Source organism: Roseovarius gahaiensis (assembly GCF_011601345.1).
Classification (GTDB): Bacteria; Pseudomonadota; Alphaproteobacteria; order Rhodobacterales; family Rhodobacteraceae; genus Roseovarius; species Roseovarius gahaiensis.
In genome coordinates, this window is sequence record NZ_JAAORB010000001.1 from 138914 (window position 1) to 160209 (window position 21296).

General features: G+C 60.3%; 17 protein-coding genes. 12 read left to right on the top strand and 5 right to left on the bottom strand.

What is annotated here, in order from left to right; genetic code table 11:
- Window positions 1-22 precede the first annotated feature (22 nt).
- Window positions 23-2188 (bottom strand): phosphoribosylformylglycinamidine synthase subunit PurL, encoded by a 2166-nt coding sequence (gene purL / locus HAT86_RS00685; protein WP_167192667.1) that lies wholly within the window; start codon window positions 2186-2188, stop codon window positions 23-25.
- A gap of 136 nt (window positions 2189-2324) precedes the next feature.
- Here purL and HAT86_RS00690 point away from each other — a divergent pair, with 136 nt between their 5' ends.
- Together HAT86_RS00690 and HAT86_RS00695 are read left to right on the top strand one after the other, a co-directional pair.
- Window positions 2325-3356 carry a pyridoxal-phosphate dependent enzyme gene (locus HAT86_RS00690; protein WP_167192668.1) on the top strand — a complete coding sequence of 344 codons (1032 nt, stop codon included), beginning with the start codon at window positions 2325-2327 and terminating at the stop codon, window positions 3354-3356.
- Window positions 3353-4483 (top strand): M24 family metallopeptidase, encoded by a 1131-nt coding sequence (locus HAT86_RS00695; RefSeq protein ID WP_167192669.1) that lies wholly within the window; start codon window positions 3353-3355, stop codon window positions 4481-4483. Before HAT86_RS00690 ends, HAT86_RS00695 begins: the two co-directional genes overlap by 4 nt.
- A gap of 272 nt (window positions 4484-4755) precedes the next feature.
- On the opposite strand, the gene HAT86_RS00700 is transcribed toward HAT86_RS00695, so the two are convergent.
- Complete coding sequence (locus HAT86_RS00700) at window positions 4756-5661, bottom strand: LysR family transcriptional regulator (RefSeq protein ID WP_167192670.1); 906 nt, start codon at window positions 5659-5661, stop codon at window positions 4756-4758.
- Window positions 5662-5831: 170 nt separating this feature from the next.
- Between HAT86_RS00700 and HAT86_RS00705 the strand changes: the two genes are divergently transcribed.
- The 10 genes from HAT86_RS00705 to HAT86_RS00750 all read left to right on the top strand — a co-directional run bounded on the left by HAT86_RS00705 (window position 5832) and on the right by HAT86_RS00750 (window position 17331).
- Complete coding sequence (locus HAT86_RS00705) at window positions 5832-9251, top strand: indolepyruvate ferredoxin oxidoreductase family protein (RefSeq protein WP_167192671.1); 3420 nt, start codon at window positions 5832-5834, stop codon at window positions 9249-9251.
- 90 nt (window positions 9252-9341) lie between these two features.
- Entirely contained in the window at window positions 9342-10205 is an 864-nt protein-coding gene (locus HAT86_RS00710; protein ID WP_167192672.1) for a lysophospholipid acyltransferase family protein, read from the top strand.
- A gap of 22 nt (window positions 10206-10227) precedes the next feature.
- Window positions 10228-11040, top strand: coding sequence for a glutamate racemase (gene murI, locus HAT86_RS00715; RefSeq protein ID WP_167192778.1), 813 nt, complete (start codon window positions 10228-10230; stop codon window positions 11038-11040).
- 116 nt (window positions 11041-11156) lie between these two features.
- Complete coding sequence (argC, locus tag HAT86_RS00720) at window positions 11157-12185, top strand: N-acetyl-gamma-glutamyl-phosphate reductase (RefSeq protein WP_167192673.1); 1029 nt, start codon at window positions 11157-11159, stop codon at window positions 12183-12185.
- An 18-nt stretch (window positions 12186-12203) separates the two neighbouring features.
- Window positions 12204-12674: a cytochrome c maturation protein CcmE gene (gene ccmE / locus HAT86_RS00725; RefSeq protein WP_167192674.1), complete on the top strand. Its 471-nt coding sequence runs from the start codon at window positions 12204-12206 to the stop codon at window positions 12672-12674.
- A 92-nt stretch (window positions 12675-12766) separates the two neighbouring features.
- On the top strand, window positions 12767-13378 hold the full coding sequence (locus tag HAT86_RS00730) for a holin-associated N-acetylmuramidase (protein ID WP_167192675.1): 612 nt from the start codon (window positions 12767-12769) through the stop codon (window positions 13376-13378).
- On the top strand, window positions 13369-13956 hold the full coding sequence (locus tag HAT86_RS00735; RefSeq protein ID WP_167192676.1) for a holin family protein: 588 nt from the start codon (window positions 13369-13371) through the stop codon (window positions 13954-13956). The genes HAT86_RS00730 and HAT86_RS00735 overlap by 10 nt, the downstream gene beginning before the upstream one ends.
- A gap of 83 nt (window positions 13957-14039) precedes the next feature.
- Window positions 14040-16013, top strand: coding sequence for a heme lyase CcmF/NrfE family subunit (locus HAT86_RS00740; protein WP_167192677.1), 1974 nt, complete (start codon window positions 14040-14042; stop codon window positions 16011-16013).
- Complete coding sequence (locus tag HAT86_RS00745; protein ID WP_167192678.1) at window positions 16010-16468, top strand: cytochrome c-type biogenesis protein; 459 nt, start codon at window positions 16010-16012, stop codon at window positions 16466-16468. Before HAT86_RS00740 ends, HAT86_RS00745 begins: the two co-directional genes overlap by 4 nt.
- An 83-nt stretch (window positions 16469-16551) precedes the next feature.
- On the top strand, window positions 16552-17331 hold the full coding sequence (locus HAT86_RS00750) for an enoyl-CoA hydratase-related protein (RefSeq protein WP_167192679.1): 780 nt from the start codon (window positions 16552-16554) through the stop codon (window positions 17329-17331).
- 164 nt (window positions 17332-17495) lie between these two features.
- On the opposite strand, the gene HAT86_RS00755 is transcribed toward HAT86_RS00750, so the two are convergent.
- The 3 genes from HAT86_RS00755 to gltX form a co-directional block, all read right to left on the bottom strand.
- Complete coding sequence (locus HAT86_RS00755; RefSeq protein WP_167192680.1) at window positions 17496-18263, bottom strand: calcium-binding protein; 768 nt, start codon at window positions 18261-18263, stop codon at window positions 17496-17498.
- A gap of 177 nt (window positions 18264-18440) precedes the next feature.
- The gene (gene gltA / locus HAT86_RS00760; RefSeq protein ID WP_167192681.1) at window positions 18441-19736 is read right to left on the bottom strand and encodes a citrate synthase; all 1296 of its coding nucleotides are present in this window, start codon (window positions 19734-19736) and stop codon (window positions 18441-18443) included.
- 76 nt (window positions 19737-19812) lie between these two features.
- On the bottom strand, window positions 19813-21222 hold the full coding sequence (gltX, locus tag HAT86_RS00765) for a glutamate--tRNA ligase (RefSeq protein ID WP_167192682.1): 1410 nt from the start codon (window positions 21220-21222) through the stop codon (window positions 19813-19815).
- Window positions 21223-21296 lie beyond the last annotated feature (74 nt).

Below are 21296 nucleotides of genomic sequence, written 5' to 3' on the forward strand. Positions count from 1 at the left end.
AGACCCTGCCCACGATGCACGATCAGGCGAAATGCGCGCCGAAACTGGTGCGGAACTGATGCGACAGATCCGAAAGTGTGGCCTCTGATGTGCCGAATTGCACCGTGTCGCCGGTAAATCGGCCTACGGTTTGCACAGGCACACCGGCGCGGCCCGCTTCGATCATAAGCGCCTCGGCCTGATCAAAGTTACAGGCCACCAGATAGCGCGCCTGATCTTCGCCAAACAAGAAAGCGGTATCGTCGCTGGCAAGTTGAACGCCCACGCCTGCGGCCTCGGCCATTTCAAAGGCGGCCAGCGCCAGACCGCCATCGGACAGATCGGTGCAGGCCTTGATCAGCGCATGGTTCGCGCGGATAAAATCACCGTTGCGCTTTTCGATCTCCAGATCGACCGGCGGCGCGTCGCCTTCGACACGGTTATAGACTTCGGCCAGCAATGCCGACTGCCCCAGATGCCCGGCGGTGTCGCCGATCAATATGGCCATATGGCCGTCGCGCACCTCGCCGGTGATGGCGGTTTCGGGGTCTCGGATCAGGCCGACGGCGCCGATGGTGGGGGTGGGAAGGATCGCCTGCCCGTCGGTTTCATTGTAAAGCGAGACATTGCCCGACACGATGGGCATATCCAGCGCCGACACGGCAGCGCCGATCCCTTTGATAGCGCCAACGAATTGGCCCATTATTTCAGGCTTTTTGGGGTTGCCGAAGTTCATGTTGTCGGTGGTGGCCAGCGGCACCGCGCCAAGGGCTGTCAGGTTGCGATAGGCCTCGGCCACGGCCTGTTTGCCGCCCTCGACGGGGTTGGCCTTGACGTAGCGCGGCGTCACATCCGATGTGAAGGCCAACTGCTTATCAGTGCCATGCACGCGGATCAGCCCCGCGCCTTGGCCCGGTGTACGGGCGGTGTCGGCCATCACCATCGTGTCGTATTGTTCATAGACCCACTGCCGCGCGCAGTAATTGGGCGAGGCAAGCAGCGCGCGCAGCCCATCAACAGGGTCGACACCCGGCACGCTGGCTGGATCAAGCGGTTCTGCGGCGACGGTTTCCACCCAAGGACGGTCATATTCGGGCGCGTTGCCCGACAGCGCCTTTAGGGGCAGGTCGGCCTTGACGGTGTTGTTGTGCATGATGAGGAAGCGATCCTCGGGGATGGTTTCGCCGACGATGGCGAAATCGAGATCCCATTTGTCAAACACCGCCTTGGCTTCGGCCTCTTTTTCTGGGCGCAGGACCATCAGCATGCGTTCTTGGCTTTCCGACAGCATCATTTCGTAGGCGGTCATGTTTTCTTCACGGCACGGCACGTCTTCGAGGTTGAGGCGCACACCCAGATTGCCCTTGTCGCCCATTTCCACCGCTGAACAAGTCAGGCCTGCCGCGCCCATATCTTGAATCGAGATCACAGCCCCGGTGGCCATCAATTCCAGCGTGGCTTCCATCAGGCGTTTTTCAGTGAACGGGTCGCCAACCTGAACGGTGGGGCGCTTTTCTTCGATGGTTTCGTCAAACTCGGCGCTGGCCATGGTGGCACCGCCGACACCGTCGCGGCCCGTTTTGGCGCCCAGATACACAACGGGCATGCCAACACCGGATGCGGCTGAGTAGAAAATCTTATCGGCATCGGCCAGACCGGCAGCAAAGGCGTTCACAAGGCAATTGCCGTTATAGGCCGGATCAAACCGCACCTCGCCACCCGCGCACGGCACGCCGAAACAGTTGCCATAGCCGCCGATCCCTTCGACCACACCATGCACCAGCTGGCGTGTCTTGGGGTGGTCGGGTTCGCCGAACGACAGCGAGTTCATCGACGCGATAGGCCGCGCGCCCATGGTGAACACATCGCGCAGGATACCGCCCACACCCGTCGCTGCGCCTTGGTAGGGCTCGATATAGCTGGGGTGGTTGTGGCTTTCCATTTTGAAGATCACCGCTTGCCCGTCGCCAATATCGACAACCCCGGCGTTTTCGCCCGGCCCGCAGATCACCTGTGGCCCTTCGGTGGGCAGGGTGCGCAGCCATTTCTTGGACGACTTGTAGGAACAGTGTTCGTTCCACATGGCGCTGAAGATGCCCAGCTCGGTGAATGTGGGTTCGCGGCCGATGATATCGAGGATCAGTTGATATTCGTCGGCCTTGAGGCCGTGGGCCTCGATCAGTTCGGGCGTGATTGCCGGGTCCTGCATGTGAATGGATTCCCCCTCGGTGGTCCGGTTGATGCCTCTTTAGTGCATGGCGCGGGCCGGGGGAAGGGGGCGCGCAAGGATGCTTGACCCAAGCGGCGCTTTGGCATTGCTATGATGTGTCAGACAGGGAGACAACATGAACAGGTTAGACAATCCATGGCGGGGCACGGGCCTGCCGGATCAGGTTTTGCACGGCGCACCGGCCCCAAGCCTCGACGCAGGGACCGTCGAAGGCCTCTTGGCGCGGTGTCCGGCGGCGGCGGAAACCCCGCTGGTCGAAGTGTCGGGTTTCGTCCCCCGTGTCTGGGCCAAGGATGAACGCGGCCGCATGGGGCTGGGCAGCTTCAAGGCGCTGGGTGCGGCTTATGTGATTGCGCATCAGGCCGCCGCGACCGGCACGTCGGATATGGCGCGCGCACTGGCGGGCCGCACTTATGTGACTGCAAGCGCGGGCAATCACGGGCTGTCTGTGGCCGCAGGGGCGCAGATATTCGGGGCGCGGGCGGTTGTTTACCTGTCCGACACTGTGCCGGATGTGTTCGCGCAAAAGCTGCGCCACAAAGGGGCCGAGGTGGTGCGCGCGGGCCGCGATTACGAGGCCAGCATGCAGGCCGCGGCTGATACCGCGCATGAAAAGGGTTGGACGCTCTTGTCGGACAGTTCATGGCCCGGCTATTTCGATCTGCCGCATCGGTTGATGGAGGGGTATCTGGCCATGGCCGCCGAGGCGACGCGGCAAATGCCCGAGCCGCCCACGCATATCCTATTGCAAGCCGGGGTTGGCGGGCTGGCAGGGGCCTGTGCGGCGTGGTTCCGCCATGTCTGGGGCGATGCCCCGCAAATCATCGTGGTTGAGCCCGAGGCCGCGCCAGCCTTGCTCGCTTCGATCAAGGCCGGACATGTGGTTGATACCGATGGCCCGGTGTCGAACATGGGGCGGCTGGATTGCAAAACGCCGTCTTTGATTGCGTTGAAAGGTCTGGCGCGTGATGCCGATGCCTTTGTCACCATCCGTGATGCGCAGGCCAGCGCGGTGCTGTCGCAATTGGCCGCACAGGGGCTGGCGACCACGGAATCGGGGGCGGCCGGGTTGGCGGCGCTGGGCGAGATGGATCTGCGCGCCGATGCGCGAGTTCTGTGCATTATCAGCGAAGAGGCCGAGGCATGATCCGGGGATTCCCGGTGGAAGAATATCGCGGTCGGCTGGCCCGTGCGCAAGCGGGTATGGCCAACGCGGGGTTGGGGGCGCTGCTGCTGACCACCGAGCCCGAGATACGCTATTTCACCGGCTTTCTGACGCGGTTCTGGGAAAGCCCAAGCCGCCCTTGGTTTCTGATTTTGCCGGCGGCGGGCGATCCGGTGGCGGTGATCCCGTCGATTGGGGCGGCCCTTATGGGCACGACATGGATCAACGATATCCGCACATGGGCCGCGCCCGACCCGGAGGATGACGGGATAAGCCTTTTGTCCGAGGCGTTGCGCGAAACGGGCGGCCCTGTCGGGGTGCCATCGGGGCCGGAAAGCCACTTGCGCATGCCTTTGGCTGAATTCGAGCGGCTGAAACAGGCCAGTGGCCTGACATTTATGGATGATCGGGGCATCGTGGCGCGGTGCCGTGCTGTGAAGTCAGAGGCCGAGATTGCGAAGATTGCAGAAAGTTGCGCGATTGCGGGCCGGGCGTTTGCCCGTGTCGGAGAGATTGCCGCGCAGGGCGTGCCGCTGAGCCGGGTATTTCGTGATTTTCAGCGCTTGTTGCTGGAGGAAGGGGCCGATTGGGTGCCCTATCTGGCGGGCGGCGCTGGCCCGGACGGGTATGGCGACGTGATATCGCCCGCCACCGAGACGCCGCTGGCCAAGGGGGATATCCTGATGCTGGATACCGGCGCGGTATGGGATGGGTATTTCTGCGATTTTGACCGGAATTTCGCAATCGGCCGCGCCACCCCGTTGCAACGGGCTGCCCATGCCCGCCTGATCGAGGCGACACAGGCCGGGCTTGCCGCGGCGCGGCCCGGTGCACGGGCCTGCCAGGTTTGGCGGGCCATGGCCGATATCGTCGGCGGCACTGATGGCGCGGGGCGTTTGGGACACGGGTTGGGCATGCAACTGACCGAGGTGCTATCGCTGACCGTGAAGGACCTGACCGAGTTGCGGCCCGGCATGGTGATTACGCTGGAGCCTTGCATCGATACGGCACCGGGGCGGATCATGGTCCACGAGGAAAACATCGTGATCACCGAAGATGCGCCAAGCGCCCTATCGCCCTTGGCGGGGCCTGAATTGCCCGTGATCTAACGTCCGGCACACGGTAGACTGACTGCAAAACGGGCGGACTGCATGTAAAATGGGCGGAATGAGGTGCCGGACTGCCGGTTGCCCAAAAAAAAGGCCGAGCACTAAGCTCGGCCATAGTCCAACAGGGAGGTATGAAAGTGATGCGCTAAGCAATCACTGTCATGACCGGGATTTAGGGATTGGTGTTGCGCCGATCAAGGGCAATAATGCCGCAGTTGCAGCATGACCGATATGCGTTTTGTGCATGTCTAAATCAGAAGCTGCCCAAAAGATCAGCTGTCTGATTGTTCTCTGCGCTTTTTGCGGTAGCTTAAAATCTGCTCTTGCACGAAATCCCGGAACGCCGCGATGCGCTTGGAGTGGCGCAGCTCCTCTGGATACGCCAGAAAGACCGGAACATCGACCGAATGCACATCTGGCAGGACTTGCACAAGATTGGAGTATTCATGGGTCAGATAGTCCGGCAGCACCCCAATACCCAGATTGTGCAGAACCCCCTGCAAAACGCCGAAATAATTGTTCACGGTCAGAAGCGACGGAATATCATGCGTCATCAATTCATTGATCAGCATGGCGCCGGCCCCAACCTGCGCCGAGCGTGGGTTTTGGCAAATCAGCCGATGACGATGCAGGTCTGCCGTGGTTGTGGGCATGCCGTGCTGCGCCACGTAATCAGATGACGCATACAGGCACATCGTCACGGTCATCAGGCGCTTGCGGATCAGATCGGCCTGGCTGGGTTCTTTCATACGGATGGCGACATCGGCTTCGCGCATGGGCAAGTCAAGCACGCGTTCTTCCAGCATCAGGTCAATCTTGAGATCAGGGTAATTGGCGTAAAGCTGCGGCAGGCGCGGGGCCAGCCACAAGGTGCCAAAGCCGGTGGTCGTGGTGACGCGCAATTCGCCAAACACTTCTTCTTCGCTGTCGCGGATGCGCGCGGTGGCGGCATCCAACCGCTTGAGCATGGCACGGGTGGCATCGAACAACAATTCGCCCTGTTCTGTCAGAATCAGCCCACGCGCATGGCGGTGGAACAGGGTGGTATTCAATGATTCCTCAAGCGCGCGCACTTGCCGCGACACGGCCGATTGCGACAGGTGCAGTTGATCGCCCGCATGTGTCAGGCTGCCTGCGTCGGCCACAGCGTGAAAGATTCTGAGCTTATCCCAATCCATCGAAGCAACTTTCAATTTTCCTGTCCCGCTCTCACGCAATAGCAGAAAACCACTTTTACGCCACAGTGTTCCCTTGGAAGAATTATGAAATTTTACTTGGTAGGTCATAGATTGTGACCTAATAATGCCCTATATTTGATCATATCCAACGCACCGAAAGGGGGCGCGCGATGAGCAAACAGACAGTATCCCTGAGTGATCGTTTTGATCTGGAGAAATCGCCCGTGTTGTTGAACGGGACGCAGGCCTTGGTCCGGCTGATGTTGATGCAGGCCGCACGTGACAGGGCGGCGGGGCTGACCACTGCCGGTTATGTGACGGGCTATCGCGGCTCACCTTTGGGGGCGGTCGACATGCAGATGATGCGTGCCGAAAAGCATCTCAAACAGGCTGATGTTCTGTTTCAGCCGGGCCTCAACGAAGATCTGGCGGCGACGGCCCTGTGGGGCACGCAGCAGGCCGAGTTGCGCGGTGAGGGGCGTTATGACGGTGTGTTTGGCCTGTGGTATGGCAAAGGTCCCGGCGTGGACCGCTCAGGCGATGTGATGCGGCATGCCAATATGGCGGGCAGCTCGCGGCATGGCGGCGTGCTGATGGCCATGGGTGATGACCATACCGGCGAATCCTCGACCGTGTGTCATCAATCCGATTGGGCGATGGTGGATGCCTATATGCCGGTTCTGTCGCCTGCGGGGGTGCAGGAAATTCTGGACTTTGGGCTTTATGGTTTTGCGCTGAGCCGCTTTGCCGGGGTCTGGGCCGGGCTAAAGACGATGAAAGACACGGTAGAAGTGACCAGCGTTGTCGATGGCCGCCCCGACCGGATGCAGTTTGTCACGCCCGAGTTCGACATGCCCGAGGGCGGGCTGAATATCCGCCTGAACGACCACTGGATTCCGCAAGAGGCGCGGATGATCGACCACAAGAGGTTCGCCGCAGAAGCCTTTGCAAACGCGAATAAAATGGACAAGCGGGTGTGGGGTAAGCCGGGGGCCAAAATTGGGTTCGTCGCGGCGGGCAAGAACTGGTTGGATCTGGTTCACGCGCTGGACCTGTTGGGTATCGACGAGGAGGAGGCGCTGCGCCTTGGGCTGACCACCTACAAGATCGGCCAGACTTTCCCGATGGATATGAAAGGCTTTCATGATTGGGCCGAGGGGCTGGAATTGATCGTGGTGGTCGAAGAAAAGCGCAAGCTGATCGAGGTGCAGATCAAAGAGGCGATTTTCGACAACCGGCGCGGGCGGCGTGTCTATGGTTGGTACAAGGGCGGTGCAGGCAGTATGCACTCCGAAGAGCTGTTCCCGACCCGTATGGCGCTGGATCCGGTGATGATTGCCGAAAAGATCGGCACCATCCTGATCGAGGAAGGGCGCGGCACAGATGGCGTGAAGGCCGGTCTTCAAGCCATTGAACAGGATAAGAAATCCGACAATGCCGAAGAGATTGCCGCGCGCTTGCCCTACTTTTGCGCAGGCTGCCCGCATAATACCTCAACCAAGGTGCCCGAGGGCAGCCGCGCCTATGCGGGCATCGGCTGTCATATCATGTCGCTTTGGATGGATCGTGAGACCAGCGGCTACACCCATATGGGCGGTGAAGGCGCAAACTGGATCGGCGAAGCGCCATTTTCGACGCGCGACCATGTGTTCCAGAACATCGGCGACGGCACCTATAACCATTCGGGCCTTTTGGCGATCCGGGCGGCCGTGGCGGCGGGCACCAATATCACCTACAAGATCCTCTATAACGATGCGGTCGCAATGACCGGCGGGCAGGGCAACGAGGGGGATCTGACCCCGGATCGGATTGTGCGCGAACTGCAGGCGGCGGGCGTGCAAGAGATTGCCGTTGTCTATGACGCCAAGGAAGAGCCCGAGCGCGCGGATTTCCCGACGGATATCGCGTGGCATGAGCGTGCAGAGCTGCCAAAAATTCAGGATAAAATGCGTGAAATCAAAGGCGTGTCGGCAATTGTTTACGTGCAGACCTGCGCCGCCGAAAAGCGCCGACGCCGCAAGCGGGGCAGCTTTCCCGATCCTGACAAGCGGGTGTTCATCAACACCGATGTCTGCGAGGGCTGTGGCGATTGCGGGGTGCAGTCGAACTGCGTGGCGGTGGTGCCAGAAGAAACCGAACTGGGCCGCAAACGCGCGATTGATCAATCGGCCTGCAACAAGGATTTCAGTTGTCTGAAAGGCTTCTGCCCGTCCTTTGTGACGCTGGAGGGGGCACAAGTTCGTAAAGAACCAGCCAAGGCGTTCGACCTGCCTGATCTGCCATTGCCGAAAGTGCCTCAGATTGACGGCACCCATAACGTGGTCATCACCGGCGTGGGCGGCACAGGCGTTGTGACCATCGGCGCCATCATGGCGCAGGCGGCGCAGTTGGACGGCAAGGGCGCGGGCATGATGGAAATGGCCGGCTTGGCCCAAAAGGGCGGTGCGGTGCATATCCATTGCCGGATTGCCAACAGCCCCGCCGATATCAGCGCGATCCGCGTGGCCTTGGGCGAGGCGGATGCCCTGATCGGCGGCGATCTGGTGGTCAGCGCCGGGGCTAAAACGTTGGGCCTGACCCGCACGGGCCGCACAGGCGCGGTGGTCAACAGCCACGAGATCATCACCGGCGAGTTTACCCGCAACACCGAGTTTCGCCTGCCAACCGACCAGCTGAAGCTGTCGCTTGAGGCGCGGTTGCAAGACAAGGTGCAGATGTTCGACGCGCATGAGTTGGCCAAAATCACGCTTGGCGATTCGATATATTCGAACATGATCGTGTTTGGCGCGGCGTGGCAGCGTGGGCTTGTCCCGCTGTCGCTGGAAGCCATTCGCGAGGCGATCACGCTGAACGGGGCCGCGGTTGAGCGTAATCTACGTGCCTTTGATGTTGGCCGGTGGGCCGCTGAACGGCCCCAAGAGGCCGCCGATATGCTGGCCCCCAATGTGGTGCAAAAGCCAAAGTCGCTTGACGAAAAAATAGCCTTCCGTGCCGATCATCTGGTGGCTTATCAGGGTAAGCGACTGGCCAAACGTTACCGCAAGATGCTGGATGCGATCACGGACCCGGCTGTCAAAGAGGCGGTTGCCAAGGGCTATCACAAACTATTGGCCTACAAGGACGAATACGAGGTTGCGCGGCTGCTGCTGTCGACCCGCGACAAGGCCCGTGCGGAGTTTGATGGCGATTTCGCTATGACCTTCCACCTTGCGCCGCCTTTGCTGGCCAAGACAGGCGCGGACGGGCGGCCCCAGAAGCGTGAGTTTGGGCCATGGCTGGAGCGGCCCTTGCGCTTGATGTCAAAGCTCAAACGCCTGCGCGGCACACCGCTGGACCCGTTTGGATATACCGCCGAGCGCAAGATGGAGCGCGCGCTGATCACGCAATACGAGCGTGACATGGCCGAGGTTTTGCCAAAACTCGATGACGCCACGCGCGAGGCGATTGTCGCCTTGGCAGAGCTGCCCCTGCAGATCCGCGGGTTTGGCCCGGTCAAGCAGGCGAATGAGGCAAAGGCCGCCAAACGGCGCGAGGAATTGTTGACCGTGATCCGGCAAGGTGGCGCCCCGATGGCGCAGGCGGCGGAATAAACGTCATGCAAATGTCGTGAAACTGTAACGATATCTGGTCACCCCTGTCTTGAAGTGCCACCTAGCGCCTCGAATCAGACAGGACTGACCATGCGTCAAGACAGACAAATCGCTCGTGATATCAGCTATGCCCACTCGGCCCGGTCCAAGGGTGGCCGGGCTATGATCCGCACGATGGAAAACCTGACGGGCCGGATCGGCCTGATCAAGCGCGCGCGCGGTTACGAGCAGGAAATCGCGCAGGGGCGCGACTTTTGGCAGGTGATGGTCGAGCGGTATGGCCTGACGCTGGACGTTGTGGGCGGGTCGTTGGATAGCATCCCGCGTGACGGGCCGTTGATCCTGATTGCCAACCATCCCTATGGCATACTGGATGGGCTGATGATGGGCCACATCCTAAGCCAGACACGCGGGGATTTCCGCATTCTTGCGCATCATGTGTTTCGCAAGGCCGAAGATGTCAGCCGGATTATTTTACCGATCAGTTTTGACGACACCAAAGAGGCTGTGAAACTCAACCTCGACACCCGCAAACGCGCGCTGGAGTATCTGGGGCAGGGCGGGGCCATCGGCATCTTTCCCGGCGGCACGGTCAGCACGGCGGCGAAACCCTTTGCGCAGCCGATGGATCCGGGCTGGCGCGGATTTACCGCGCGGATGGTAGCCAAATCTAACGCCACGGTGGTGCCGGTGTATTTCGACGGGCACACCAGCCGTCTGTTTCAAGTGGCCAGCCATCTGCATTACACGTTGCGCATGGGGCTTTTGATCAAAGAGTTCCGCAAGCGTGTCGACACGTCGGTGAGGGTGGTTGTTGGCAACCCTATCGGTCGTGATGCGCTTGGCGCACACGCCGGTGACAGTAAATCCCTTATGGCGTTTTTGCGACACAAGACGTATGAGCTTGCCCCAAGGCCGGTTGATCCAATGGCAGTCGGCTTCGAGTACGAATAGCGGCGCAGGGGCGCGGATCATCATGGCGGTGGGAATTTTCGACAGCGGGCTTGGCGGGCTGACGGTGCTGGACGCGGTGCAAAAACGCCTGCCCGACGTGCCGTTTGTGTATTACGGGGATAATGCCCACGCGCCGTACGGCGTGCGTGACGCCGATGATGTTTATGATCTTACAACCAAGGCCGTTGAACGGTTGTGGGATGCGGGCTGTGATCTGGTGATCTTGGCCTGCAACACCGCCAGCGCCGCCGCTTTGCGCCGGATGCAGGAATCGTGGGTGCCGCGTGACAAACGGGTGTTGGGCGTTTTCGTGCCCTTGATCGAGGCGCTGACCGAACGGCAATGGGGCGACAACTCGCCCCCGCGCGAGGTGGCGGTCAAGCATGTCGCATTGTTTGCCACGCCGGCCACGGTCAGCAGTCGGGCGTTTCAGCGCGAACTGGCGTTTCGCGCCATCGGTGTGGATGTCGAGGCGCAGGCCTGCGGCGGTGTTGTCGACGCCATCGAAGAGGGCGACATGATTCTAGCCGAGGCGCTGGTGCGATCCCATGTCGATGCGCTGCGGCGCAAAATGCCCAAGCCCGAGGCGGCCATTCTGGGCTGCACCCATTATCCTTTAATGCAAGACGTGTTTCAGGACGCCCTTGGCGAAGATGTGCAAGTGTATAGTCAGGCCAATCTGGTGGCCGAAAGCCTTGCCGATTACCTGACACGCCATCCGAACATGATAGGCGACGGGACAGGGCCGGGTTTTCTGACCACGGGCGATCCCAAGCGCGTGTCCAGCCGTGCCACGCAGTTCCTGCGCCGCGAGATAAGCTTTACCGCCGCCTGATCGTCGCGTGCCGCGGTTTCTACGCTGGCGACGCGGTGTTGGCGGGGATCGCGCCTGCCCTTGGCTTTCGGATGTGCAGCATGTAGGCAAATGCCGATAAAGATCGGGGCGTTGCTATGACTCATAAAATCGCGATTCTGGGGGCCAGCGGGTATACTGGGGCGGAACTTGTTCGGCTGATTGCCACCCATCCGCAGATGGAGATTGCCGCGCTTGGGGCGAACTCCAAGGCGGGACAGCGCATGGCGCAGGTGTTCCCGCATTTGCGGCATCTGCACCTGCCCGATCTGGTGACCATCGACCAGATTGATTTTGCGGAGATCGACCTGTGCTTTTGCGCTTTGCCGCACAAGACCAGCCAAGAGGTCATCAGCGCCTTGCCGCGTTATCTGAAGATCGTGGACCTAAGCGCCGATTTCCGGCTGCGCGACCCGGCCGCCTATGAGACGTGGTATGGCAACCCCCATGCGGCGGTCGAATTGCAAAAAGAGGCGGTCTATGGCCTGACCGAGTTCTACCGCGATCAGATTCGTGAGGCGAGGTTGGTGGCCGGGACGGGCTGTAACGCCGCGACGGGGCAATATCTGTTGCGCCCGCTGATCGCCGCCGGGGTGATTGACCTTGAGGATATCATCCTTGATCTGAAATGCGGCGTCTCGGGGGCGGGACGGTCTTTGAAGGAAAACCTACTGCACGCCGAGCTGTCCGAGGGCTATCATGCCTATGCAGTCGGCGGTCCGCATCGCCATCTGGGCGAGTTCGATCAGGAATTCAGTGCGATTGCCGGGCGTGATGTGCATATCCAGTTTACCCCGCATCTGGTGCCCGCGAACCGGGGCATTCTGGCCACGGGCTACGTCAAAGGTGAGGCGCAAGCCATTCATGCCGCACTGGCCGCGCAATATGACAAAGAGCCGTTCATCGAACTGTTGCCGATGGGCGAAACACCCAGCACCCGCCATGTGCGTGGTAGCAACTACTGCCATATCGGGGTGGTGGCCGACCGTCAGCCCGGTAAGGCTATTGTCATCGCTGCGTTGGATAACCTGACAAAAGGTAGCAGCGGGCAGGCATTGCAGAACGCCAATTTAATGTTAAATATTCAAGAAACCGAAGGTCTTTTGATGGCCCCGGTATTCCCGTGACCTGATCGGAGCAAGGCCATGAAATCGTTGAAAAAGAGACGCAGAGTACATGTGGTCCTTATTGCTGTTGTTGCGCTGCTTGTATCGGTTTCGCTGATTGGGTGGGCGTTCAAGGACGGCATCAACTTTTTCCGCTCGCCCTCTGAAGTGATCGCAAAACCGCCCGGCGCGACCGAAGTGTTCCGGATCGGCGGGCTGGTCGAAGGGGGCAGCCTTGTGCGCGGTCAGGGGGAAGAAATCCGCTTTAATGTGACCGATGGCGGTGCCGCGGTGCCGGTGACTTACAAAGGTGTTTTGCCAGATTTGTTCGAGGAAAATCAGGGCATGGTTGGCATGGGCACCTATGACGGCAAGGTGTTCCGCGCCACCGAGATTTTGGCCAAGCATGACGAAGATTACATGCCCAAGGAAGTGGTGGATGCGTTGAAAGAGCAAGGCGTCTATCAAGAGCCGGAAGCGCAGTATAACGGCCACAACAGCGGAAGCTGAGGTCGCTGGTCGGACTTGCGACCGCTGGTCAAGCCAACCATTAACATTTCGGGATCAGTCTTGCTGCCATGGGCCGCAAGAGGGATCCTGCCATGCAAACCGTTTCTGACATCGCCAAACAGATCGTCGCCCGCGAGGGGGGCTTTGTGAACGACCCGGATGATCCGGGCGGGGCCACGAAATACGGGGTCACGATCCACACCATGCGCCGTCTTGGGTTGGGTCTGGACCGGGATGGCGATGTTGATGTGGGTGATGTCCAGCGTCTGACACGGGCCGATGCGCAGGCGATCTTCATCGAGCATTATTATCATCGACCGCAGATTGATGCGCTGCCCGAGACGCTGCAAGCCAGTGTTTTTGACATGTATGTCAATGCTGGGGCCAATGCAGTGAAGATTTTACAGCGCTTACTACGCGATATGGGGCAGGTGGTGGCGGTGGATGGTGTGATTGGGCCGCAGACCATGGCCGCCGCGCGGGCCGCAGTGGATGCAGCCCCGGACCATATTGCCGATGCCTACGGGATCGCGCGCCGCAATTATTACCTTGCCTTGGCCGATCGCCGCCCCGCCAGCCGCAAGTTTGCCCGAACGCGCAGTGGCGGCAAAGGTGGCTGGATCAAGCGCGCCGAAGAATTCATCGCGCCGCGATATCATCTGAGCAACAAGGCATTTCGGGAAAGGGTTGCGGCATGGGGTTGATGGAACGTCTGGTGACGCTGGTTTTTGGTGACGGGCGAAACATGGTGCGTGACACGGTCGAAGTGTTTCGAGAAAACGCCGAGAGCGGTGCCGCACGTGACGCCGCGCAGCGGGCCGGGGTCGTCGATCAGTTCGGGGCCGAGTTCAGCCAGCCTTCGCGCGGACTGTTTGACCGTATCATGGACGGGGTGAACCGTGTGCCGCGTCCGGCCATGGCGCTTGGAACTTTGGGATTGTTCGCCGCCGCGATGATTGATCCGGTGTGGTTTGCTGCGCGGATGCAAGGAATCGCCCTTGTGCCCGAACCGCTGTGGTGGCTGTTGGGGGCAATCGTCAGCTTTTATTTCGGGGCGCGGCATCAGTTGAAAGGGCAGCAGTTTCAACAATCGGTGGCGCGCACGCTGGCGCGCACACCGCAGGTGGCTGACAATTTGCAGCGGTTGGAGCAGTTGCGCCCCGACAGCCCCGGCGTGGCCGATCCGGGGCCAGATGCCCGCGCGGCGCTGACAGTGATCCGACCGGCGGAAAACCCCGCCCTGGCCGCATGGCAGGCGCGGGATGCAGCGCGCGCGCGTTGAAACGGGCAGCCCGCGACAATGTGATCACCTTGCGCGTACGAATCCGATTGGCTGCACAGATGTGAATTGTCTATATTGGGGGCATGATTACAGAATTTGGCCACTTCGCCCTCGTCCTCGCCTTTTTCGTCGCTTGTGTTCAGGCGGTTGTGCCGCTTGTTGGCGCATATAAACGCTGGCCCGGCTGGATGGCCGTGGCCGAACCTGCGGCGAATGTTCAATTTCTTCTGACGGCGGCGTCTTTCGCCGCGTTGACCTACGCCTTTGTCTTCTCGGACTTCTCGGTTCAGTTGGTGACGATCAACAGTCACACCGACAAGCCGCTGCTCTACAAAATCACGGGCGTTTGGGGGAATCACGAAGGCTCAATGCTGCTGTGGGTGCTGATTGTGACATTGTTCGGCGCCTTTGCCGCATGGTTCGGCGGGAACCTACCACCGACGCTGAAGGCGCGCGTCTTGTCGGTTCAGGCGATGATCGGCGTGGCGTTTTTCGCCTTTATCCTTTTCACCTCCAACCCGTTTTTGCGCATGTCGGTCCCGCCCTTTGATGGGCAAGACCTCAACCCGCTGCTGCAAGACCCCGGTTTGGCCTTTCATCCGCCGTTCCTTTACTTGGGCTATGTCGGGCTGTCGATGACATTTTCGTTCGCCGTGGCGGCCTTGATCGAAGGGCGCGTGGATGCGGCGTGGGGCCGCTGGGTGCGGCCTTACACGTTGGCGGCGTGGATTTTCCTGACCGTTGGGATCGGCCTTGGTAGCTGGTGGGCCTATTACGAGCTGGGCTGGGGCGGTTTCTGGTTTTGGGATCCCGTTGAAAACGCCAGTTTCATGCCGTGGCTGATTGCCGTTGCGCTGTTGCATTCGGCCATCGTGGTGGAAAAACGCGAAAGCTTGAAAAGCTGGACCGTGCTGTTGGCGATCATCGCCTTTGGTTTTTCGATGGTGGGCGCATTCATCACGCGCTCGGGGGTGATTACCTCGGTGCATGCCTTCGCCACCGACCCCGAGCGTGGGGTGTTCCTGTTGCTGATTTTGGCAGTGTTCATGATCGGCGCGCTGGCATTGTTTGCGGCGCGGGCCAACGTGTTGCAGGCCAAGGGCGTTTTCTCGCTGGCCAGTCGGGAATCCATGTTGGTGGCCAATAATGTTCTGCTGGCGGTGTCGGCCTTGGTGGTGTTCGTGGGCACCATGTGGCCGTTGGTCAGCGAAATGGCGTTTGATCGCAAACTGTCGGTTGGGGCACCTTTCTTTAACATGGCCTTCACGCCGTTCATGGTGGTGTTGGGCCTTATCCTTCCGGTCGGTGCGATGCTGCCATGGAAACGTGCCAATATTGGTCGAATCATTCGACAGTTGCGCGGGGCCTTCGCGTTGGCGGTGGCCGTTGGGGCGTTGACCTTTGCCATGCAGACCGGGCGCAGTGCGCTTGGCCCTGTCGGTCTGTTTCTGGGCGCGTGGCTGGTGTCTGGTGCGGCGGTTGATCTTTGGGGGCGGACCGGGCGCGGTAAAAACCGTTTGGGCCGGCTGGCCCGCCTTCCGCGCGCCGATTGGGGTAAATCCATAGCCCATGCCGGTCTTGGCGTGACCTTTGCCGGTGTTGCCGGCATCCTTGCCTGGGAGACCGAGGATATTCGCGTATTGCAGATGGGCGAAAGCCTTGACCTGTCGGGCTATACCGTCAAGCTGGACGATGTTCGGCGGATTCAGGGGCCGAACTACACTGCGGTGCAGGCTGACATGGTTCTGTCGCGCGACGGGCGCGAGATTTCGACATTGCAGCCGGAAAAACGTAACTACCCCGTGGCCCGGATGCCCACCACCGAGGCGGCGCTGGATATCGGGTTTTGGCGTGATATCTACGTTGTGATCGGCGATCCTCAGGATAATGGCGGTTGGGCCGTTCGGACCTATTACAAACCGCTGGCCAACTGGATTTGGGGGGGCTCTATCCTGATGGCAATTGGTGGTGCCTTCAGCCTGAGCGACCGGCGCTATCGTGTCGCGGCGGGTGCGCGTAAAGCGGCGCCGCGCGCGTCGGGGGTGCCGGCAGAATGAAACACCTGGCCCTTAGCCTTGCCTTGTGCTTGATGGCCTCGCCGCTTTTAGCCTTGGAACCAGATGAAGTTCTGGACGATCCCAAGCTGGAAGAGCGCGCGCGCGATATTTCGGCGGGTCTGCGCTGTTTGGTGTGCCGCAACGAAAGCATTGACGAGTCCAACGCAGATTTGGCGCGTGATTTGCGCCTTTTGGTGCGTGAGCGGCTGATCGCGGGCGACAGTAACGATGAGGTCGTCCAATTTATCGTGGACCGGTATGGCGAGTATGTATTGTTGAACCCGCGCGTCACAGGGTCGAACCTTGTGCTGTGGCTGGCAGGGCCCGGGATGCTGTTGATCGGGGCAGGTATTGGCTGGGCCTATCTGCGCCGCCGTGGACGGGCCGAGGATGACCAGATTGATCCGCTGGACGAAGACGAGGCCGAGCGTTTGCGCGAGATCATGAAAGACTGACGCGCCGTTGCGCTTTCCCTGTGCGGGCAAATCGGGTTTATTCTGCCTGACATTTTACAACAAAGCGCAGAGGGGACGGCCCGGTGAAAGACTATCAGACGATTACGCTGGACATCGCAGAGGATGTTGCCGTTTTACGGCTCAACCGTACCGACAAAATGAACGCGCTGAACACCCAGATGCGTGCCGAAATCACCGATGCCATCAGCGCCGCGGCCAAGACAGCTCGCGTGCTGGTAATGACGGGCAACGGCACATGTTTTTGCTCGGGGCAGGATCTGAGCGATAACGGCAATGCCGCCAACCTGGATCTTGAACGTGTGCTACGGGATGAATACGAGCCGATGTTGCGCGCCATTGCCGAGTGTCCCATTCCGACGATCAGCGCGGTCAATGGCCCGGCTGCCGGGGCGGGGGCCAATTTGGCATTGGCCGCCGATGTGGTGATCGCATCGGAAAGTGCCTATTTTCTTCAAGCCTTTACGCGCATTGGGCTGATACCCGACGCGGGCGGAACCTATTGGTTGCCGCGTCAGATGGGGGCGGCCAAGGCCATGGGCGCGGCTCTGTTCGCCGAGCCGGTCAGCGCCCGGCAAGCCAGCGATTGGGGCATGATCTGGGAAGCGGTGCCCGACGATGCGTTCGAGGCGCATTGGCTGGCCCGCGCGGCGCATCTGGCCAAGGGGCCGACGGTGGCTTATCGCCAATTGAAACAGGCGATCCGCCAAAGCTGGAGCAATGACTACGACGCGCAGTTGGATCTGGAGGCGAAATTGCAGGGGGCCTGTGGCCAGACCCGCGATTTCAAGGAAGGCGTGGTGGCTTTTTTGGAGAAACGCCCAGCCCGGTACGAGGGGCGCTAAGCCCGGCGCAGCAAGGGCCGGCACGCGGTCAATTGGTCGCGGCGCAGGCATATATGAGCCGCGGCAAAGACCCTGCCGTCGCGTGGTATCAAAGCTTTTGAGCCGTAGGGATGCGCCGCCTTTGGGGGGGATATCATACCGGCGCGACAGTTCCCCAGTGCACTTCAGGCGGCATAGCGGCCCACGGCCACGTTGCGCAGCGAAAAATCCGGGCTGGCATTGCGCACAACCGCCACGGTCTGACCATCGGCCTTGATGCTGGTGAGGCCGGTTTGCGCGTCCACCTGAAGGGTCATGTCCGGGGTGGGCTGATCATCGGCATGCATGAAAGAGATCAAATCCTCTGCGATGTCAAAATCTTCGATCACAACCGGTCGGCCGCCTTCGATCCAGTCGCCCAAGACAAATTCATCGGCCCCGCTGCCGCCGGTCACGCTGTCATCGCTGCCCGCCACAATCGTGTCGTCGCCGGGCCCAAGATCGGCAATGTCGCCGTCATCGGAGGTGCCGGGCAGGGCATAGCCAAAGTCCAGATCGCCCGGATTGTCCGCCCCTTTGATCGAGGCGAGCAGCGCGGCTTCATCTACAATATTGGCTGACTCTATGAAGTCGCCGCCAGCGCCGCCAATAAGCGTGTCCTGCCCCGCGCCGCCGATCAGAACGTCCGCCCCATCCCCGCCCGAAAGGTGATCATCGCCATTCAGGCCCAAGAGCCAATCATGGCCGTCGTTCCCCGATAGCGCATCGCCGCCATTCCAACCGATCAACAGCTCATTGCCACTATCGCCCGATAACGTGTCGGCGTTGTCATTGCCTTGTTCAATGTTGTCATCGTCAAGCGCTGCATCAGGGCTGTCAATTTCCGCCGCTGACAGCCCGACCATGCCCGCAAGCGATGCGCCGACCACTAGAAAAAGTGCAAGAAAGGCCATGAGAAACGCCCCTTGAGTGTGATCCGTGACCGACCACGCCTAGCAGGACGGTGGTAAAGGTCGGGTGAATAGCGCTTGGCCGGAGCGGTGAAATCTTCAATAAAATTTGAGAAAATACGGAAAAAAAGGCCGGGCGCATGATGCGGCCCGGCCTTTGTCTTTGGGATTGGTTGCGAATTAGCGGTTTTCGATATCCACGTAATCGCGCAGGGTATCGCCCCTGTACAATTGGCGCGGACGGCCAATTTTCAACTGCGGGTCGCTGATCATTTCCTTCCACTGCGAAATCCAGCCCACGGTGCGCGACAGCGCAAAGATGGGGGTGAACATCGAGGTTGGGAAACCCATCGCTTCAAGAATGATCCCCGAGTAGAAATCGACATTCGGGAACAGTTTTTTGTCGGTGAAATAAGGATCGGCCAGCGCCGCGGCTTCAAGCTCTTTGGCGACCTGCAGGGTTGGGTTGTCTTCGACACCCAAAAGATCCAGCACCTCGTCGGCGGATTGCTTCATCACCTTGGCGCGCGGGTCGAAGTTTTTGTAGACGCGGTGACCAAAGCCCATCAGGCGGAACGGGTCGTCTTTGTCCTTGGCGCGCGCGATGAATTCGGGGATACGATCTGGCGTGCCGATTTCGCGCAGCATTTCCAGCGTGGCCTGATTGGCGCCACCATGGGCCGGCCCCCACAGGCATGCGATGCCCGCCGCGATGCAGGCAAACGGGTTGGCCCCCGAGCTGGACGCCAGACGCACGGTCGATGTCGATGCGTTTTGTTCGTGGTCGGCATGCAGGGTAAAAATGCGGTCCATCGCGCGCGACAGGATCGGGTTGACTTCGTAATCCTCGGCCGGGACGGCAAAACACATGCGCAGGAAGTTCGACGCGTAGTCCAGATCATTGCGTGGATACACAAAGGGCTGACCCAGTGTGTATTTGAACGCCATCGCGGCAATCGTCGGCATCTTGGCGATCATCCGGATCGACGCCACCTCGCGCTGCCACGGGTCGGCAATGTCGGTGCTGTCATGATAAAAGGCTGACAATGCGCCGACAACACCCACCATGATCGCCATCGGGTGCGCATCGCGGCGGTAGCCGCGGAACAGATACATCATCTGTTCGTGGATCATGGTGTGGTTGGTAACGCGCGATTCGAAATCTTCCAACTGCGCGGGCGAGGGCAGTTCGCCGTAAAGCAACAGGTAGCACACTTCGAGGAAATGCGATTTTTCAGCAAGTTGATCAATCGGATAGCCCCTGTGCAGCAATTCGCCCTTGTCGCCATCAATGAAGGTGATCGTGCTGTCGCAGCTTGCCGTCGAGGTAAAGCCCGGATCATAAGTGAACACGCCCGCTTGGGCATACAGCTTGCGGATGTCGATCACATCGGGGCCGGCCGTGGGCGAAAAGATCGGCAATTCATAGTCTGTGCCGTCAATCGACAGGGTCGCATTCTTGGTGCTTTCAGCCATTGGGGGTCCTCCCTTACAAGCCCGCGCGTCCTGCGCGCGTCATGGGCTGCCTATTACATTCAGCCTTTCGAGGGGATTAACCACTCTCGGAGGCGGCATCAGAAAGCCGGGCAATGGTTTCATCCCGGCCAAGCACGAGCATCATGTCAAAAACGCTCGGTGTCGCGCTGCGGCCTGCCAATGCGGCCCGCAAAGGGCCTGCCAGCTTGCCGAATTTCATATCCACGGATTCGGCGAATTGCATTGCAACCGCCTCTAATTCATCGCGGGACCAAGTAACAGTTTGCAGGTGCGGCGTCAATTGTGTCAGTATACTACGGGATACACTGTCGAGCTGTCCGGCAGCTTTCTCATCCGGTATAATCGGGCGGTCGGCCAAAATAAACTGTGCTTTATCAAGAAGTTCCGGGAATGTTTTGGCGCGCTCTTTGAGGCAATACATGGCCTTTTCCATCAGCGCGGATTTTTCCGGTTGCAGCTTGGGCTGGTCGGTGGCGGCCAGAAAGCCCTGCAATTCATGCAGCAGCGCAGCATCGTCGCTGGCCGCGATATGCTGCCCGCACAGGTTGTCGAGCTTCTTAAAATCGAACCGCGCCGGGGATTTGCCGACACCGTTCAGATCGAACCAGTCTTGCGCCTGCGCGTCGGTAAAGAATTCGTCGTCCCCGTGGCTCCAACCCAAGCGCGCCAGATAATTGCGCATGCCCGCCGCCGGGTAGCCCATTTTCTGATATTCATCGACGCCAAGCGCGCCGTGGCGTTTGCTCAGCTTTTTGCCGTCGGGGCCGTGGATCAGCGGGATATGCGCGTAGACGGGCAGGGGCCAGCCCATTGCGGTATAAATCAGCATTTGCCGCGCCGCGTTGTTGAGGTGGTCATCGCCCCGGATCACATGGGTCACGCCCATATCATGATCGTCCACCGCCACGGCCAACATGTAGACCGGGGTGTCATCCGAGCGCAGCAACACCATATCGTCCAGTTGATCGTTGCGGATGGTCACATCGCCCTGAACCTGATCGTGAATGACGGTGGCACCATCGCGCGGCGCCTTGATGCGAACCACGTAGGGCGCATCGGGATGGCTGGCCGGATCGGCGTCGCGCCACGGGCTTTGATACAGGGTCGAACGGCCTTCGGCGCGTGCGGCCTCGCGGAAGGATTCAATGTCGTCTTGGGTGGCAAAGCATTTGTAGGCTTGGCCTTTTTCCAATAGCTCAAGCGCGACCTCGCGGTGCCGATCGCCGCGCGCGTACTGGCTGATCACCTCACCGTCATGATCCAGCCCCAGCCATGCCATACCGTCAAGAATGGCCTGCGTTGCCGCCTCGGTCGAGCGGGCGCGGTCGGTGTCTTCGATCCGCAACAGGAACTTGCCGCCCCGGCCACGGGCATAAAGCCAGTTGAACAGCGCGGTGCGCGCGCCGCCGATATGCAGGAATCCCGTGGGAGACGGGGCGAAACGGGTCACGATTGTCTGCGACATGGGGGGTATTAACCTTTCGGTAACCGGAATGGGCCTAGCGTTGCCGCCTGTCTATCGGCGCGGCAGAGGGGTGA

What these genes read in the sequence shown, in the direction of transcription:
- HAT86_RS00755 (WP_167192680.1), bottom strand. Translation starts at nt 18,263, where the DNA reads ATGGCCTTTCTTGCACTTTTTCTAGTGGTCGGCGCATCGCTTGCGGGC.
- HAT86_RS00695 (WP_167192669.1), top strand. Translation starts at nt 3,353, where the DNA reads ATGATCCGGGGATTCCCGGTGGAAGAATATCGCGGTCGGCTGGCCCGT.
- purL (WP_167192667.1), bottom strand. Translation starts at nt 2,188, where the DNA reads ATGCAGGACCCGGCAATCACGCCCGAACTGATCGAGGCCCACGGCCTC.
- HAT86_RS00690 (WP_167192668.1), top strand. Translation starts at nt 2,325, where the DNA reads ATGAACAGGTTAGACAATCCATGGCGGGGCACGGGCCTGCCGGATCAG.
- HAT86_RS00705 (WP_167192671.1), top strand. Translation starts at nt 5,832, where the DNA reads ATGAGCAAACAGACAGTATCCCTGAGTGATCGTTTTGATCTGGAGAAA.
- HAT86_RS00710 (WP_167192672.1), top strand. Translation starts at nt 9,342, where the DNA reads ATGCGTCAAGACAGACAAATCGCTCGTGATATCAGCTATGCCCACTCG.
- HAT86_RS00745 (WP_167192678.1), top strand. Translation starts at nt 16,010, where the DNA reads ATGAAACACCTGGCCCTTAGCCTTGCCTTGTGCTTGATGGCCTCGCCG.
- HAT86_RS00730 (WP_167192675.1), top strand. Translation starts at nt 12,767, where the DNA reads ATGCAAACCGTTTCTGACATCGCCAAACAGATCGTCGCCCGCGAGGGG.
- ccmE (WP_167192674.1), top strand. Translation starts at nt 12,204, where the DNA reads ATGAAATCGTTGAAAAAGAGACGCAGAGTACATGTGGTCCTTATTGCT.
- argC (WP_167192673.1), top strand. Translation starts at nt 11,157, where the DNA reads ATGACTCATAAAATCGCGATTCTGGGGGCCAGCGGGTATACTGGGGCG.
- murI (WP_167192778.1), top strand. Translation starts at nt 10,228, where the DNA reads ATGGCGGTGGGAATTTTCGACAGCGGGCTTGGCGGGCTGACGGTGCTG.
- HAT86_RS00740 (WP_167192677.1), top strand. Translation starts at nt 14,040, where the DNA reads ATGATTACAGAATTTGGCCACTTCGCCCTCGTCCTCGCCTTTTTCGTC.
- HAT86_RS00735 (WP_167192676.1), top strand. Translation starts at nt 13,369, where the DNA reads ATGGGGTTGATGGAACGTCTGGTGACGCTGGTTTTTGGTGACGGGCGA.
- HAT86_RS00700 (WP_167192670.1), bottom strand. Translation starts at nt 5,661, where the DNA reads ATGGATTGGGATAAGCTCAGAATCTTTCACGCTGTGGCCGACGCAGGC.
- gltX (WP_167192682.1), bottom strand. Translation starts at nt 21,222, where the DNA reads ATGTCGCAGACAATCGTGACCCGTTTCGCCCCGTCTCCCACGGGATTC.
- gltA (WP_167192681.1), bottom strand. Translation starts at nt 19,736, where the DNA reads ATGGCTGAAAGCACCAAGAATGCGACCCTGTCGATTGACGGCACAGAC.